The sequence below is a fragment of the Gordonibacter sp. Marseille-P4307 genome (assembly GCF_900604965.1).
Classification (GTDB): domain Bacteria; phylum Actinomycetota; class Coriobacteriia; order Coriobacteriales; family Eggerthellaceae; genus Berryella.
Window position 1 is genome coordinate 1611307 of sequence record NZ_UWPD01000001.1, and the last position, 16636, is coordinate 1627942.

Consider the following 16636-nt stretch of genomic DNA (forward strand, 5'->3'; position numbering starts at 1 on the left):
GAACCCAATCCGGATGGGAAAGCGAGCCTCTTTTAGAATGAACGCACGCAAGAAAAGGAGCCCTGTGAACCGAACCGACGACATAATCGACATCACCCCTGTGGAGAGTTCCTCTACGCGCATCACCGACGCGAAAACCCCCTTGAAGGGAGCCTCAGCTTCATACCCGTGCGCAACGAAAGACGGCGCATCGGCGGCCACCTGCCCCCGCTGCTTTTTCTGGCGCATCAAGGGATTGGTGATGATGGTGTTCGGCGTCATCGCCGTGCTTATCGGCATTCCGCTGCTGATCCTGCCCGGACCGGGACTACTGCTCATCGTAGGCGGCGTCGCCGTCGTGCTGGCCGGTTTTAAGCGCCTGATCACCTGCAAGCACGCCGAGCGATAGGCTCCTTAGGCGCTCCGAGCGCAAAAGACGACCGAACGACGAAACAAACCATGTCGTCCGCAGGTTTTTCGCTACAATAGCGACCACGACGCTCAACCGTAAGGAGAACCGTGGACGCTCAATCCGAGAAACGCGCATCGAAGCGCGACAGCTTCATCTCGAAAAGGGGATTCATCCTCGCCTGCATCGGATCGGCAGTGGGAATGGGAAACATCTGGCTGTTCCCCACGCGCGTCTCCGCCTACGGCGGGGCGACGTTCATCATCCCCTACCTCCTCTTCGTCGTCCTTATCGCCTCAACCGGCATCATCGAGGAGATGTCGTTCGGACGGGCGGCAAAAGGCGGCCCGGTCGCGGCGTTTGCAAACACCACGAAGAAGCGGTTTGGAACAAGCAGGGTCGGAGCGGCACTCGGACTGGTTCCGGTGGCAACCTCTCTCGCCATGGCCATCGGGTACTCGGTAGTCGTCGGGTGGATCTTCAAGTACACCTTCGACTCTCTCACCGGAGGTGCCGCAAACGTCCAGGGTGCCGAGCAGTTCGCAGCTCAATTCGGTTCGGTTGCATCGGGCAACGCCCTGTGGCAGACCATCGGCATGCTGGCCGCCATCGGCATTCTCGTGTTCGGCGTGAGCAAGGGCATCGAGAAGGCCAACAAGGTTATGATGCCGCTGTTCTTCTGCCTGTTCGTGGGCCTGGCCGTCTATGTGGCCACCCTCCCGGGATCGATCGAGGGATACCGTTACATCTTCCTGCTCGATCCAGCCGGCCTGGCCGATCCGATCGTCTGGGTGTACGCACTGGGTCAGGCGTTTTTCTCGCTGTCCATCGCTGGAAGCGGAACGCTCATCTACGGCTCGTACCTCTCCGATGCCGAAGACGTCCCCAACAGCGCTAAATACGTGGCGCTGTTCGACACGATCGCCGCGGTCGTCGCCTCGCTCGTGATCATCCCCGCCATGGCGTTCGCCGGTCAGCAGCTTTCCCAGGGAGGCCCCGGACTGCTGTTCATATACCTGCCCAATCTGTTCTCCACCATGCCCGGAGGCGCGCTGTTCATGGCAGTGTTCTTCGTCGCCGTCCTGTTCGGCGGCTTAACGTCGCTCATCAATCTGTTCGAAGCGCCCATCGCCACCCTCGAAGAGATGCTGGGGGTAGGACGGCGCACGGCGTGCCTCGCCATCGGGGGAATCGGACTGGTTGTAGGCATCGCCATCCAGGGAATCGTCTCGTCGTGGATGGATGTCTGCTCGGTGTACCTCTGCCCTATAGGCGCCTGCCTCGCAGCCATCATGTTTTTCTGGTTGTCCGACAGGGAATGGGTTTTGGAGCAGGTTAACAAGGGCCGCTCGAAACCCCTGGGCAGCTGGTTCTACCCGTTGGCCAAATACGTGTTTGTCGGCGTCTCGGTTCTGGTGCTGGTACTGGGCTCTGTTCTAGGCGGCATTGGATAGGCTTCCCCCCGCAGGACAAAGTCAAGATGGACCGACTTTGCGTGAAGCCTTCCCGCCCTGCTCGAGCAAAGCCTAATGAACCATCATGTAAGAAGAAGGGCCCTCGGTATCATCCGAGGGCCCTTCCTAACCGAGAAGAGGGTTTGAAGTCGCCTGCCTACTGGTACCGAAGCGCCTCGATGGGATCCAAACGCGCGGCACGCGAAGCGGGATAGTATCCGAATATAACTCCGATCAGCACCGATACGCCCACGGCGACCATAACCGCCACAGGATCGATGACAGGCGAAAACGCAAGCGACGGATTAATCGCGCTTATGAGCTTCGTCAGGGCATACGAGCCGGCATACCCGCACACGATACCGACCACGCCGCCGATCACCGTAAGCGCCACGGCCTCGATGAGGAACTGCCGCACGATGTCGCGTGCATGCGCTCCCAGCGCCTTGCGCAGACCGATCTCGCGGATGCGCTCGCTTACGTTGGTGAGCATCATGTTCATGATGCCGATGCCGCCAACCAGCAAGCTGATGGCCGCCACGCCGCCCAGCAAGACGTTGAATCCGGCCAGCACCACCGATATCGTGTCGAGAACGGCCGACATCGAGTAGACCATCACTGTCTCTTCGGGCTTGGCCCCTCCCAAAATCTTGGTAAGGACCTTGCCCGTCTTATCCGACAGATCGTTCATCTCCTCTTTAGTCGGCTCTCCCTTGGCCACGCCCAGAGCCTGGTAGAAATCGCCCGCCCCCAGGCGCGTCTCGGCGGTCTTCAGGGGAACGTAGGCTGCTTCGTAGTTGACCGAACTTGCATTACCATCCAACACGCCGCAGATCACATAACCGTCTCCGTTCAAGAACACCTCGTGTCCGAGCACCTTGGCATCCTCATCGTCGAACAGCTTCTTAAGCATTCCGCGGCCCACCACGATCACACGGTCGCCCCGTTCCTCCTCGGCTGCCGTGAAAAACTTCCCCGAAGCAAGCTTCAACGACATCGCATCGAAAAACGGGTTCTCGACGCCCTTCAGAACAGGCGCGGCGGCTTTCGACTTGTACGACAGCTCGCCCGATGCCATCTGGATCAAGATGATCTGCTCGTATTCGGGCATCTGCTGCTGCAGCGCCTCGTAGTCGCTGCGCTTGCTTTCGACCAGGGGGCTTATGTTCACCACGCGCATCTGGTTGCCGCCGATATTGGAGGTGAGCAACTTGCCTACACCGCCGATGAGCGCGTTCATGGTGATGACCGAAGCGATGCCGATCACGATGCCCAGAATGGTGAGAAGCGACCTCATTCGGTTCACCGAGAGCGCATGGTACGCCTCGTACATCAGATCCTTCAGTTTCATGTGCAGATCACCTTTCCGGCGCGACGCATCCCCTCGTAGCTTTCGTACAACAGTCCGTCGCGAATGTAGAGCGTTCGATCGGCATGCTCGGCGACGTCGGGCTCATGCGTGATGAGCACGATGGTCTTTCCGACGTCGCGCAGACGCGAGAACGTGTCGAGCACCTGGTCTCCCGTCGCGGTGTCCAGATTGCCCGTCGGCTCGTCGGCCAGAATGAGCGCCGGGCTGTTCACCAACGCTCGGGCGATAGCCGCGCGCTGCATCTGGCCGCCCGATATCTCGTTGCTCTTATGGGCGAAGTATTCTTCGGGAAGCGCAACCGCCGCCAAGGCCGCTCGAGCGCGAACCTCGCGCTCGGAAGCCGGACACGAGGTGTACATCAAGGGCAGCATCACGTTGCGCAGAACCGTCGTGCGCGGCAGCAGGTTGAACGCCTGGAACACGAACCCGATGCGCGTCGCCCGGATGTCCGCCAATTCATCCTGGGTGCACCGGGCGATATCGCGTCCCTCCAGCAGATACCTTCCGCTGGTAGGGGAATCGAGGCATCCCAACGTGTGCATGAGAGTCGATTTACCCGACCCCGAAGGGCCCATGATCGCCACGAACTCGCCAGGCGCAATGGAGAAGCTTACCCCGCGCAGGGCATGGGTCTGCCCTGCGGCGGTTTCGTACATGCGATGGATGTTCTCCACCTGAATAACCGGTTGAGCGCTCATCAGGCACCCACCATCACGCCGGGGGTCGCGTCGCCTTCCGTTGCTGCCTTTTTACCGGAAACGATGCCCAGCTTATCCCCCGCAGAAAGGCTTCCCTCGACCACTTCGACGGCGGCCCTGCTCGTGTTCTGAGCGATCACCTTAACCTTGACGTACTCAGCATCGGTGCCTTTGGCCGCAGCGGAATCGGAGCCGGAGGGGATCTTCGCCACAGCCGTCTCGCCGTCGACATCGGTAAGGGCGATAGCAGGAACGATAAGCGTTTTCTCAAGACTGAGCGTGGCGATGTTCACATGCGCCGTCATGCCGCTCTTCAGACGCTCGTCGGGAGAATCGATCTGCAGCGTGACCTCGTAACGAACCGTCGAAGAGGCCGATCCCGCACCGGCAGCGCCCGCAGCAGGGGAAGCCGTGTCGGCGGAGCTTGTCTGGGAAATATGGGTAACCGTGGCCTCCGAAGCGAGATCGGGATACGAATCGAAAGTCACCTCGCCTTTCTGACCCTCCTTCACCTTCACGATGTCGATCTCGGAAACAGGCACCTTCACCTGGAGCGACGTCATATCCGCCACACGCAGCGGGGCCTTTCCCTGGGTAGAGAGGGAGGCAAGCGAAGACCCCTCGGTGATGTTGCACTCGATAACCGTACCGGATACCGTAGCGCGCACCGTGCGCTTGTCCGCCTTTTCGACAGCGGCATCGTAAGACCTCTGAGCCGAGGTGAGCGTGGAGTTCGCCGTATTCAACTGGGACTGCGCGTCGGAGATCTGGACGGCGGTGTTATCGATGAGAACAGTGTTGCCCTGAGCGTCCATCGACTGGGTGACCGAAGGGGTCGCCTTGGCCGTGTTCAGACGATTCTGCGCCTGGGTCACGCCGTCTTTGGCGCTCTGAAGCTCGGATTTGGCCTGGGCGACCGCAGTATCGAGATCGTCGTTTTTGACCGTGTAGAGAACGTCTCCCTCCTTCACCTGCTGACCCTCGGAAACCTTGAGCTCGGCGACGATACCGTCGACCTCGGATGACGCGACCATGGTGCGAACCGGCTGCAACGAGGCCTTGCCCTGCACCAAGTCTTCGAAGGGCCCCTCGATAACATCGACCGTCTCCATCGCCTTCGGAGCGGCAGCGCCCAGCAGACCGTTGATCGCAAACCCGATCACGGCGACAAGAACCACCGCCACGACTGCGATGACGACCGCTTTTTTCGGTCCTTTCTTCTTCGCCTTTGACGCGCTGGCCAGCGGAGCGAAGCTGTTCAGCTCGACTGCGGCGCTCGGGTCCTTTACAGACGGGGGCATAACCGGCAGCTTACCGTGCTCGGGGATCGGTGGGTTCATTCCGGTTCCTTTCTTCTGGTTCGCGCAGTCCAGACGAACGAATACAAACTAACAAGATTATCCTATCAAAGAGCGTTTCTATCATCCTTACAGAAACCTTAAACCTAGCTTGCATTTCCCGTCGGATCGATTGAATCCGCGCTGGTCTCGGCGCACCAGTCACGCTTGCCGCAACGCGGACACAAAAGCTTGCGCGCAACGGGATTATGGCTCGAGAACATGAACTCCCGCAGGCTGGGGCGAAGCGTCTCGCGGCAATGCGGACACACATAGCGCGCATCGCGACGGTACGCTCTTGCAAGCTCGGTGGCAACAAGCGCGGCCAGAGGGGCGACCAGAACGAGGAAAAGCCACTCTCCCCTGGTCGCACCCAGCACCACTGCCGTAATCAGCACCGCATCGAGCACTATCCCCTCGACAACCATCCTGCGCTTCACCCGATAGAGCCTTGTTTTCTCGGTTGCCTGCTTCATCATGATGCTTTCCATGCCCGTTTCGGATCCCATCCGGATACGGCCGCTTCGCTCTAAATCGGTACGGGCGTCCCTGATCGAACGCAGCATCCCCTGCCGTTCCTCGAGATCCGCGGTAAGCGCTTTTTCCTGCTCATCCAAAATGCATGCAAGAGCAGCCGCATCATCGGACCTGTCCAAAACCTCGCGGATGGTTTTCAAACTCAAGCCCATCGCCTTCAGAAGACATACGGTACGCAATCGACCGAGCGCATCTTCGTCGTAGAGCCGCCGACCGCCCTCTGACCGGACGTAAGGAACCACAAGACCCCGATCGTCGTAGTACCGAACCGTTCTCACCGAAATCCCGCACAACTCGGCAATCTCACCGGTGGTGAAGAGTTTTCCGTTCTCTTCTTGCGACATGGATATCACCTCCTTCGCTCATCCAACACCCTCACGCTACGTCACAAGCAAGCTTTTTTTCAAAAAAATTCAGGTGACGCAACGTAACGAAGGGCTCCTTCCCGTATGGGAAGGAGCCCTATCGGAGTACGCAGCATACGTTCGAACCTCGTACGCTGCGCAGACGAACCGGTTCGATCAGATCGAAACTCGACCTTACAGCGGTTCGCCGTCGTCGCCGTGCGAGGAATCCTCCCCGTTGCGATTGATGACCAGCTTCACGAACAGCGTCGATGGCCAGTCGCACAGGAACCTAAGCCGTCGGTATTCTCTTTATGCTCGGCCAAGAGGATCCTTTCAGATGCTTTCCTGGAAAATAGGTTGTTTAGGCAAGCGCGCCCATGGGATCCCAAGGGGCAAGCTCGATGGGTTCCATGGTCTCGAACGCCTCGCGCTGCTGATCGGTAAGATACTTCTTGTCAACCACCACCTGGTACACGTACTCGTCGAACCAAGCGTCGGTCAAGGTATCGAACCCGTCTTTGGCATGGTCCTTTCCCCAGCTGTTCTCGACCTTCCAGAGCGTGGGCCGACCCTTTCCGTCAAGGTTGACGCCCTCGAGCACCATCGCATGGGTCATCAGCGACTCGCCGTAATCGAGGCGCGCGGCCTTGTCGAAGTCGCCCACGACCGAAAACCCGAACAGATCGTCGATAGCCAGGGCGTCGAGATCCATGATGCCCTCTTCTTGGATGAAGGACTGGTCAACGTCGCAGCCGAACCACACCGGCAGGCCGTCCTCAAGCTGCCTGATAGCAGCGCGCTTCAACTCGGCAGGCTCCAGGTTGAGGTAGCGCACGCCTCCCGCCTCCACGACGTTGCCCAGGCGAGACACCGTGTACGTGCAACCGAAAGGCTTATCGACCGTAGGGGCCGAGATCAGCGATACGTAATCATCCAGATTCAACCCCACGGCGCGCTCATAGAACTCATGCGGGGTGAACGTTCCCGACAGGGCCATCTTGTCGTCTTTATCGCGCAGGCGCACCGAAAACGACGCCGGGGGCTCTCCCAGGCACGTGACCAGAAGCGCATAGACGTTGGCCATCATCTGCTTCTTCTGCGCACGCAACTCGTCTGCCGAAGCACCCGCCTCGAACGCGGATCTCAGCTTGCGGGCACTCGACCTGAGATAGCGCGTAAGATATCCGTCCAGATCGCGCGTATTGGAGGACGAGGCCGATTCGGGCATGGCCTCCTTGGGAACCACGCCGTATTTCTTCACCAAGGCCTTGAACATATCCCACTGCCCCCCGTCGCTCACCGGATCGGTAAGCAGAAACGATACGAGGCGCCCATCAAGCGGCTGGTCGGCGGTATCGATGATGTTCTCGAAAAAGAAGTTGCTCTTTTCCAATTTATCCCAGAAAAGAGGGTAGGCCTGGGAAAGCTCGAAATCCTTCAGCTTGTACGCATCGATGACGCGCATGCGCATGGTATTCAGCGATGCGAACATCCAGCAGCGCCCCGACCGCTTCTGGTCGGTGCGCGCACCCTGCTTCACTTCGATGTCGAACGTCGTGGTATTGAGAGCGGCGGCCTCGGGAACGCGCGCGACGGCGCGCACCCCCTTGGCGGTAACGGCGTTTTTCGCCACGATGTTGGCGCGCTGGCTGAAAAAGCACTCGGAAGCGGCCGAAACGTCGGCGGCGGTGACGGTCGAAAGGTCGTCCATGGTCATCAATCCTTTCTGAAAAGCGGGCGGAAAGGCCCCTGTCTAACCCCACAAGAATACCATGCGGCAACGTATCGTTCACAATGCGTTTCCCAAGCGCAAGAACGGTTTTAGAGCCCGAAAGGGCCGTGGGCCTTGTGCTATCATGCTGGCAGTTCGACGAGAAACGACCCATCGAAAAGCGCAGACGGGCCGGACGGTTCGCGCTTCGCGCGTACGGAAAGAGGTAACCATGTCTGAAGAATGCAGCGCTTCGAGCTGCTCGAGCTGCGGCGTATCCGGTTGCGGATCCCGCACGGCCCCCGAAGAGAAGCCCAAAACGGCCCGCGCCAACGTCAAGCACGTCATCGGCGTCGTTTCCGGCAAGGGAGGCGTCGGCAAGTCGCTGGTCACCAGCCTGCTCGCCAGTCAGATGCACAAACGCGGCTTCAAGGTCGGCATCCTGGACGCCGATATCACCGGGCCTTCCATCCCCAAGGCCTTCGGCATGAACGGCCGCTTGACCGCCGACAACGACGGCATCAACCCCGGCCTCACCGACAGCGGCATCAAAGTGATGTCCGTGAACCTGATGCTTCCCCAGGAAGACATGGCAGTCGCCTGGCGCGGACCGGTTATCACCGGCCTGCTGAAGCAGTTCTGGGAAGAGACCAACTGGGAGGATGTAGACTACCTGTTCGTCGATATGCCCCCGGGAACCTCTGACATCTTCCTCACCGTCATGCAGTCCTTCCCGCTGGAAGGTATCGTGACCGTATCCGCTCCCCAAGAGCTGGTGGCCATGATCGTGGGCAAGGCCGTGAACCTGGCGCACGATATGAACGTTCCCGTTATAGGCCTGGTCGAGAACATGGCGTACTTCAAGTGCGACGAATGCGACAAAGAGCACTTCATCTTCGGAGAGCCCCAGGGCCGTTTCGTGGCGAAGCGCTATCAGATTCCGGCGTACTCCACCCTGCCCATCGATCCCGAGTTCGCGCGTTTATGCGACATGGGCAAGGTTGAGGATTACGACGTGTCCGACAAGCTCGATCCCATCATCGAACAGATCGAGATCGCCTCCCGCCTCGCCGACGCCAAAGGCGAAAGCGCGCAGACCCGAAGCTAGGGCCCGCTAAAACCGAACGGCCCCGTTTTGGACAAAGGAAACGGGGCCGTTCAAACCTAAACCGCAGGGCCTTTGACGATACGGGGCCCTCATCACCTACAGATAGTACAGAAACGAGCCGAGCTTTTCCGCAAGGGACGAATCGAGCGAACCGTCGAACGAAAGGTGCAGACACGGCGTCGAGGGTTCTACGCGCGATTCCATAAGCTGCAGCATCACATCGGTGTTCTCGTACATCGACGCCACCGCGACAACTCCGTCGAAACGATCGGCGAAGTCGTGCATCTTGCTCATACGGTAGCGCGCATTGGCGGCACGCACGTTGCCCACCAGCGCGTCAGCGCGCGCCCGCAGCGCCCGCACATCGGCGGCAAACGGCGAGGCGGTTCCAAGCGCGCGATGGATCCGGCCCATCCGCTCCCTTAAAACCTCGAGCAAAACCTTTTGATCGGCCTCTTCTCCCACCGCATCCATCCATAAGAACCAGCAATACTCGGCAAACGGCATGCGCACGAACCGCGCATGGGCGTGCGCCGCATCCGCGAAAACCCCTCCGGTCAGGAAGTCGTCCACCACGACCGGCCACTCGCCCACCACGCCGATGCGCTTCACCGCCTCCGGAAGCGCCATGCATCCGATCCTCGCCGCTTCGTTGGCAACCGCCTCGAAGGAAAACGCAGACCCCTTCACCCGCTTAAGCATCCGCTCCCGTTCATCGACGGGAAGAAGCGCGGCTACATCGGCGGCCATCAGGCAGTTGAACAAGCCTTCGGGATCTTCGGCCACCTCCGGCAAACGTTCCAGGCGCGGGGCCACGTAAAGGGTCTTGACCGCAGCCCGCGACTCGACGATGCTTCTGATCACCCTGTCGTACTGACCGTCCGCATCGGCGCCTTCCCCCGAAGGAAGCAGCAGCTGAATTGGCCCGTCTGCGATCGATCGCGCCTCAAGCGCAAGGCCGAGCAGCGCTGAAAACGACAGGTACTCTTTGGTGGTCGAGAATTCCTTGCCGCGCGCAAGCACCGCATCGCTCAGCGATACCGCACGGACATCGAAGCCGCGCGCACTCAACCAAGCAGCGAGCGCCTTCCCATGAAGCCCCAGCGCGGGAACGGCTACCGGCAGATCGCGTGAAAGGCGGCGCGTGTTCTGATCGATGCGCCGAAGCGAGGGATCCGACGCGTTCGGCCCAGCAGCCGCTGTGTCCGGAGCATCGGCTGCTTTGCGCTGCAGCGCCTGGTAATGGTCGAGGCTGTTCAAAAACGCCTCGATGCGCGTGATCACACCCACCTTCGAAAAATGCTCGTCCACTTCGATCTGCAGATAGGGCTTGTCCCCCATCTCCTCGGCCACCAAATGGGAAAGCATGGTGTCGGGTCCGCACCCGTGGTTGGTCAGGTACACCGCGAACAGCCGTGGATCGCGCGCAATAATCTTCACCGAGGATAGGATATGCTGGCCAAACGGCCAGTACACGTTCGGATAATCCGCCGAGATGTCCAAGTCGTGACCGTGCAGATGCGAGATGGAGATCACCTTCTGCCCTCGATCGATCAACGCATCGGGTATCCCCATGTTCAGCACCGCGTCTTCGATGCCGTAGTTACGCGTCACCATCACGATCACGCGCTCGTTAGGCGCAAGCGTTGAAAGCAGGCGCTCGCCCAGCTCTTCGGTCTTGCGCGTAAATTCGGCAACCGCCTGGCTTCCCGACAGAAGCGCAAGCGCCGCCGAGCGCCGATCGCATCCCAGCTGCTCGCCGACGCCGAGCATCGCATCTGCCATCGCCCGCTGTCCGAAGTCCAAATCCAGCAGGGGCGAAAGCAGCGTCGCACCATGTTGTTCGATCTTCAGGCCCTCGGCCACGATACGCGGCGCCTCATGCATATACGGGCACCCGTAGTTGTGCGCGAGCTTCGAATGCTTATGACGTATGGTATGAATAGAGGGCATGAAGATATAGTCAACCCCCCGATCGAGCAGCTGCTGCATATGCCCGTATATCAGCTTCACGGGATAGCAGGTTTCTCCCTGAGCGGCCTGCTGGGAAAGGCGCACGATATCTTCGCCGCTCTCGTCGGAGATGATCACGTTGAACCCGAGCTGACGGAAAAACGCGTGCGCCAAAGGAAACAGTTTGTACGCCATCAGGCTGCGCGGAACGCCCACCGTCTTCTTGCCGGGGTCAACCGCTCCGTCGTAGTCGGAAAGCAGAAGAGCGCGGCTCTCGCGGAACAGGGCGCGGTTCTCCTCGATGGAAACCGCCGCGTCGTCGGCCTGCGCCGCCGCACCGGAACCCTTCAGGTCGAAGCCTTTGAAAGCGGTTTCATCCCCCGCCGCTTCGGCCGCCAAAAGCGCCGCGCCCACCGCGCCGCTCACCGCGAACCAAGGGGAAACCGTCAGGCGATCGCCGTAGAACTGCTTGAACGCCGCCACGATTCCCGTGTTGTAGGCCACGCCGCCCTGAAGCACGATGCGCGCGCCCACGGGGTTGGCCCCTACCACCCGATGAAGGTAGTTGCGCACGATGGACTGGCACAGACCCGCCGCCACGTCGCGCTTGTCCGCCCCCTTGGCAAGGGCCGCATTCACAGCCGTCTCCACGAACACCGTGCAGCGCTCGCCCAGATCGACCGGTTCGAGCGCCGAAAGCGCCAGGTCGCCGTAATCGGACAGGGGAATACCCAAGCGCGCGGCCTGCTCTTCCACAAACGAACCGGTGCCCGCCGCGCAGATCTTGTTCATCTGGAAATCAACCACCGCGCCGTCTTTCAGCGCGATGTACTTGGAGTCCTGCCCCCCGATTTCGAACACGGTGTCAACCCGGGGATCGGCCTGAGCGGCCGCCCGCGCTTGAGCGGTGATCTCGTCGCGTACGATATCGGCCCCCACGAACGCGCCGATCAGCGAGCGGCCCGATCCGGTGGTGGCCGCCGCGCGCACCGCCACGCGATCGCCCAGGCGCGCGCCGAGCGATTCCAGCCCGGTGCGCACCGCCTGCCGGGGGTTTCCGCGCGTACGCAGGTACTGGGCGTCCAGCAGGGCGCCCTCTTCGTCCACCAGCACCAGGTTGGTGCTGGTGGAACCCACGTCGATACCCAGGAAACAGGGCGTCAGGCCCGTCTGATCGACCGGCCACGGCTCGGGACGCAACCGAAAGCCGCATCCGGGATCGAAGGAAAGCGCGGGAAGCGGATCGGTCCGCACGAGCGGCGCACGGCCCACCTCCGCGCCCAGCGCGTCAACCAGAACCGCAAGGGGGACATCGGGACGATCCCTTTCTCCATACGGTGCGCCCGGCACCTCCTCGGCGCAGATGTCCTCATCCGCACCGCTCCCGATCGCGCGGCCGCAAGCGGATCGCGCAATAACGCGCGCATGGAGCGCCGCTCCCGCCGCTTGGAAGAACAGCTGACCTTCGTCTATCAGAAGCTCGTGCTCGTCAAGGCCGAACACCGAGCGCACCGCCGAAACGACGCCTTGGTTGCGCAGGCACCCCCCCGAAAGGGCCACCGGACGCTCCACCGGCAGATTGCGCACGATAAGCGCTTTGTAGCTTTTCACCAGAGCGTAGCAAAGCCCCAGCAGAATATCTTCGACGGGAACACCCTCTTGCTGACGGTGGATGATATCGGTTTTGGCGAACACCGAGCAGCGCCCCGAAAGCCGCGGGACGTAAGAGGCACGCGCAACCAGCCGCGAATAATCCTCGATCCGTGCGCCCAAGCGCTCCATCTGATCCTCGAAAAACGACCCGGTTCCCGCAGCGCATCCATCGTTCGCCGAGAACCGCGGAGGCTTGCCTTGGTTCATCCCGGTGATGAACAGCGCTTTCTGGGCGCCGATCTCGATGAGAGATCGCGCCTGGGGAGCCAGAAGCGCCGCGCCGCGCGTAAGCGCCGGAACCTCCTCGAGCACCGGGGTTCGGGGGTCGCGATCGCGCACGATGCACGATCCCGATCCCGTCACGCACCAGCCTCCGCAGTTCTCGTCGGATAGTTCAAGAGCACCGCGCGCCAACCCCACCAAAGCGGCTGCCGCCGACGCGGCGGCCCCCTTGTGAGCCTGCGAGGCCGTGTGGCGCAGCGCTCCCGCATCGTCGATAACGGCCAGCTTCACCGAAGAAGACCCTATGTCCAAACCCAGGTAAAACACGTATCCCCTAAAAGCAAGCGAAACGCGGTCCGTCACAGCCTTCGGGAAGAACCCCTCCGTTTTCGCGGTACGCTTCGTATTCGGCCAGGAACTCCTCGCGATCGATGTTGCGCATCTGCACCACATCGGAGAAGTTCACCAGTTCGGTGATGGGGTTTTCGATCGAGAAGGGAAACCCTTTATCGACAAGAAAATCGCCGAAGAGCGGGTCGGCAAGCACCACGTCGCGCATGCACAGCGTATCGTCTATTTCAATCATACAAACGCCTTTCATCTCTCTCTTACCGCCAAGGAACGCTTGACGGCGATGCGCCATCGAAGCCCTGCTCCCTGAACACGGCCCCTCATCTGTCCCCTGCGCTTACCCCGTCGCGCTCAAGCCCGACGATGTTCACCGGACAGATCGAACAATTCGACCCGTCGCGCGCCCAAAAGCTCGGCATCGCGCTCTCCGTGGGTCGATACCAGCAGCGTGCGCCCATTCAGATGCCGCAGAACGAAATCGATCACCGTGCGCTTCGTCTGCATATCGAGCCCGGTAAACGGTTCGTCCATCACCACCATCGTACCGGGATACGCCATCGCGCGCGCCAGGGAGACGCGTCTGCGCTGTCCCCCCGATAGATTGATAACCGGTTTGTCAAGCGCTTCGGAAGGCAGGATCTCGGAAAGCAGGGCGCGCAATTCCCGTCGGCTCGCCCGACCGGGCATGACAAGAGCCAGGTTCTCGATCGGCGTAAGCGCGTTGCACAGGCGATCTTCCTGGAACACCACCGAGGCGTCGCCGATGTCCAAACCCTCGACCGCGCCGTCGTCGGCCGCTTCAAGGCCGAGCATAATCCGCAGAAGCGTGGTCTTTCCCGCACCGGAGGGACCCATCAGACACCATGTATCGCCCTCGTCCATCTGAAAACTCACGTTTTCCAACACGCGCAGCGCACCGAACGATTTGCAGACGCCGCGCACCCGCACGCTCATCGACCATCCACCTCCGTATTGCGCCGAGCGCGTGGCCCGCCCTCGTCATGGATGCCCAGAAATCCACCGAGCGAGGCGCCCGCCTTCTTCAGAAGCTCCATGAACAGCCGCTCGAACAACCAGCTGAGCACCATCACCACCACGGTCCAGGCGAACAGGTCGGGCGTGTTCAGGTACGTGCGCGCCTGGGCCATCTCCTTGCCGATGGAAGGCTTCGGCGTGGCCAAAACCTCGGCCATGATGCCGCTTTTCCAGGTCAATCCCAACGAGATCTTGCTCGAGCTGTTCAGAAACGGCATGAATGCCGGACGGTACACGTACATGAACGTGCGCCACCGCGACATCCTGTAGGTGCGCGCCATCTCAAGCATCTGGGGATCGGTGTTGTCGAACCCGGCCAGCATGTTGGTATAGATAAGCGGCAGCACAACCAGAAACGACAGGTATATGGTCAGCATCTGGTTTCCCACCCAGATAAGCAGCATGATGATGATGCTGATAACCGGAATGGTGCGCAGAAGCGACACGACCGGCTCTACGAAATCGCGCACCAAAGACACGCGATACGATGCGAGCGCCAACGCGATGCCCACCGTGAACGAAAGCAGAAACCCTAAGGCGATGCGACCCAGCGATGCAAGGCTCACTACCCAGAAATCGGGTCTGACCGCCTGATCGGCCAGAGCCTGCGCCACGCGAATCGGCCCCGCCAGCACAAGCCGGTTGTCCATCGCCATATCAAGCAGCTGCCATACGGCCAGCCAAAACAGAACGATCGCCGCTTTCTTCGCGAGGTCCCGACGCGCCCGGCGAGCCGCCGCATCGGCGTTGCCGCGACTGCGTTCGCGTTCGCGCGCAAGCAGTCGATCCGCCTCGTCGGAAGCGATGACGCCGTGAACCTCCATCATCTGCACAACCGATTCCGCACTCACCCCCAAGGAGGTAAGCAGCGCATACATTTTATCTGCGGGCATACCCTTCGAAGAGGCCATCGCGACCATAGAGCTCATCTGAGCCTCGTCCATGCCGTTCTTGCGCACCATCTGAATCATTTGGGCCACTTTTTCCTCGGGCAACCCGATGATCCGGGACACCTCGGAAATAGGAACCGACATCGGTGTCGAAGAGGAAAGGGCTCCGGACGACGTTCGATCCGAACCGAACGGAAAGAGTCGCGCTATCTCCTTGAGCAACGCCATGTCGAAAGCCTACGCCCGACCCGCCGCAGCCGCTTCGCGCTTGCCGATCGCGTCGTCGTCGATCGCACCGGCGGGGGGAAGGTAGTAAAACGCCCCGTCGGGCACCTTGCCGCCGATGGAATCGGGATTGGCTTTGTACAACTCTTCGAAGAAACCGGCGCAAGCGGTGCGCATCTCCACCCCGGTTAAGCAGGTCATGGAAATATACGGCAGCGCATCAAGCGCCACGTTGTTGTTCATGAAGGTTCCCAGATCCTCCTGAAGCGCGGCGGCCTGCTCTTTGTTCTGAAGCGACCACGCAACCGAAAAACCCGCCATCTGCAGATACTCCACCACCGCCTGCTCGTGGGCTTCCACGAAAGCGCGGTTGGCTACGGTGATGGTGGTAACCGCCTGGCTGCCCGTATCGGCGAAGGCGCGGTCCCACTCGGCAGTGATGTTCACCGGAACGTAGAGCGGATCGACCATCAGCTTGGAAAGCGACACGAACGGCTGGGGCAAAATGGCCACGCAGTTCTCTTCCTGCTGCAACAGGTTCAGCACCTCGAACGGAGTCGATTTGAATTCCAGCGAGAAACTGCCCGCCATCCCGTTTTTCGCAAGAAGCGCCTCGATGGTGTATTCGGGCGTGCCCCCCTCGCCGTAGCTGTACACGCGGCGGCCCTTCAGGTCGGCAAGCGACTTCACCGACGCATCGGTGGTCATCACGTACAGCACGCCCAGATTGTTCACGCTGATGATCTGGTACTGGTTCTTCAGTTCGCGGTTGTTGTACAGAATAGGCCCGATGTTTGAGGGGAGCGTGGCAATATCGTAGGTTCCCTGGTTGAGCGCGGCGGAAAGCCCGATGTAGTCGACCCCGTTGAAGTCGAAATCGAAGCGGTTCTCGGTACGGCCGTTCTGGGCGGCCAGAAGAAACTGGGTCAATCCCATGGAGGGCGGCCCCATGATCAGGCCCACCCGCACGTCGCACGGTTCGGGAGAACCCATCGGCTCGCGCTGCTCGAGACCCGCATCCATACCGGTTGCATCGCCTGCGCCGTTGACGTTCGGATCGTTTCCAGACGCGGCGGAACCGCATCCGGTAAACGTCGAGGCTGCCGCTCCGGCAGCCAGCAAACCTCCCAGCGCCACGAAGCCGCGCCGTGAAATGTCATTCGTCGTCATATCTGAAAACTTCCTTCTATAAATTAGATTCCGTTAACATCTCTCGAATCACTTGTACCATCTCATGCCGCTTCGCACCGTTGCCAAAGTCACACATTGCAAACTTTTTTCGATTTTTTTCGCATCATGTCACCCGATTCCAACCGCATTCGCCACCGGCAAAACCACGGCAGAAGCGGGCGAAA

General features: G+C 60.6%; 13 protein-coding genes. 3 read left to right on the top strand and 10 right to left on the bottom strand.

Annotation, left to right across the window (positions count from 1 at the left end; genetic code table 11):
* The first annotated feature begins 64 nt into the window (after positions 1 to 64).
* Together EIH26_RS07365 and EIH26_RS07370 are read left to right on the top strand one after the other, a co-directional pair.
* Positions 65 to 388 carry a hypothetical protein gene (locus EIH26_RS07365; protein WP_124061558.1) on the top strand — a complete coding sequence of 108 codons (324 nt, stop codon included), beginning with the start codon at positions 65 to 67 and terminating at the stop codon, positions 386 to 388.
* A 110-nt stretch (positions 389 to 498) separates the two neighbouring features.
* The gene (locus EIH26_RS07370; RefSeq protein ID WP_206424701.1) at positions 499 to 1842 is read left to right on the top strand and encodes a sodium-dependent transporter; all 1344 of its coding nucleotides are present in this window, start codon (positions 499 to 501) and stop codon (positions 1840 to 1842) included.
* Between the two features lie 157 nt (positions 1843 to 1999).
* Here EIH26_RS07370 and EIH26_RS07375 read toward each other — a convergent pair whose 3' ends face one another.
* The 5 genes from EIH26_RS07375 to EIH26_RS07395 all read right to left on the bottom strand — a co-directional run bounded on the left by EIH26_RS07375 (position 2000) and on the right by EIH26_RS07395 (position 7844).
* Positions 2000 to 3193 carry an ABC transporter permease gene (locus EIH26_RS07375; protein ID WP_124061559.1) on the bottom strand — a complete coding sequence of 398 codons (1194 nt, stop codon included), beginning with the start codon at positions 3191 to 3193 and terminating at the stop codon, positions 2000 to 2002.
* Complete coding sequence (locus tag EIH26_RS07380) at positions 3190 to 3912, bottom strand: ABC transporter ATP-binding protein (protein ID WP_124061560.1); 723 nt, start codon at positions 3910 to 3912, stop codon at positions 3190 to 3192. Before EIH26_RS07380 ends, EIH26_RS07375 begins: the two co-directional genes overlap by 4 nt.
* Positions 3912 to 5252, bottom strand: a complete 1341-nt coding sequence (locus EIH26_RS07385; protein WP_124061561.1) for an efflux RND transporter periplasmic adaptor subunit — start codon at positions 5250 to 5252, stop codon at positions 3912 to 3914. The genes EIH26_RS07380 and EIH26_RS07385 overlap by 1 nt, the downstream gene beginning before the upstream one ends.
* A 104-nt stretch (positions 5253 to 5356) precedes the next feature.
* Positions 5357 to 6130: a MerR family transcriptional regulator gene (locus EIH26_RS07390; RefSeq protein ID WP_124061562.1), complete on the bottom strand. Its 774-nt coding sequence runs from the start codon at positions 6128 to 6130 to the stop codon at positions 5357 to 5359.
* Between the two features lie 364 nt (positions 6131 to 6494).
* Positions 6495 to 7844: an aminopeptidase C gene (locus tag EIH26_RS07395; RefSeq protein WP_124061563.1), complete on the bottom strand. Its 1350-nt coding sequence runs from the start codon at positions 7842 to 7844 to the stop codon at positions 6495 to 6497.
* A gap of 232 nt (positions 7845 to 8076) precedes the next feature.
* Between EIH26_RS07395 and EIH26_RS07400 the strand changes: the two genes are divergently transcribed.
* Entirely contained in the window at positions 8077 to 8952 is an 876-nt protein-coding gene (locus EIH26_RS07400) for an Mrp/NBP35 family ATP-binding protein (RefSeq protein ID WP_124061564.1), read from the top strand.
* A gap of 96 nt (positions 8953 to 9048) precedes the next feature.
* Here EIH26_RS07400 and EIH26_RS07405 read toward each other — a convergent pair whose 3' ends face one another.
* From EIH26_RS07405 to EIH26_RS07425, 5 genes are all read right to left on the bottom strand, one after another.
* Positions 9049 to 13107, bottom strand: a complete 4059-nt coding sequence (locus EIH26_RS07405) for an acyl-CoA dehydratase activase (protein WP_124061565.1) — start codon at positions 13105 to 13107, stop codon at positions 9049 to 9051.
* Positions 13108 to 13114: 7 nt separating this feature from the next.
* Positions 13115 to 13366: a nitrate ABC transporter ATPase gene (locus tag EIH26_RS07410; protein WP_241152810.1), complete on the bottom strand. Its 252-nt coding sequence runs from the start codon at positions 13364 to 13366 to the stop codon at positions 13115 to 13117.
* Between the two features lie 116 nt (positions 13367 to 13482).
* Positions 13483 to 14085, bottom strand: a complete 603-nt coding sequence (locus tag EIH26_RS07415; RefSeq protein ID WP_124061566.1) for an ATP-binding cassette domain-containing protein — start codon at positions 14083 to 14085, stop codon at positions 13483 to 13485.
* Positions 14082 to 15284 (bottom strand): ABC transporter permease, encoded by a 1203-nt coding sequence (locus EIH26_RS07420; RefSeq protein ID WP_124061567.1) that lies wholly within the window; start codon positions 15282 to 15284, stop codon positions 14082 to 14084. The genes EIH26_RS07415 and EIH26_RS07420 overlap by 4 nt, the downstream gene beginning before the upstream one ends.
* 9 nt (positions 15285 to 15293) lie before the next feature.
* Positions 15294 to 16451 (bottom strand): ABC transporter substrate-binding protein, encoded by a 1158-nt coding sequence (locus EIH26_RS07425; RefSeq protein WP_124061568.1) that lies wholly within the window; start codon positions 16449 to 16451, stop codon positions 15294 to 15296.
* Between the last annotated feature and the right edge of the window lie 185 nt (positions 16452 to 16636).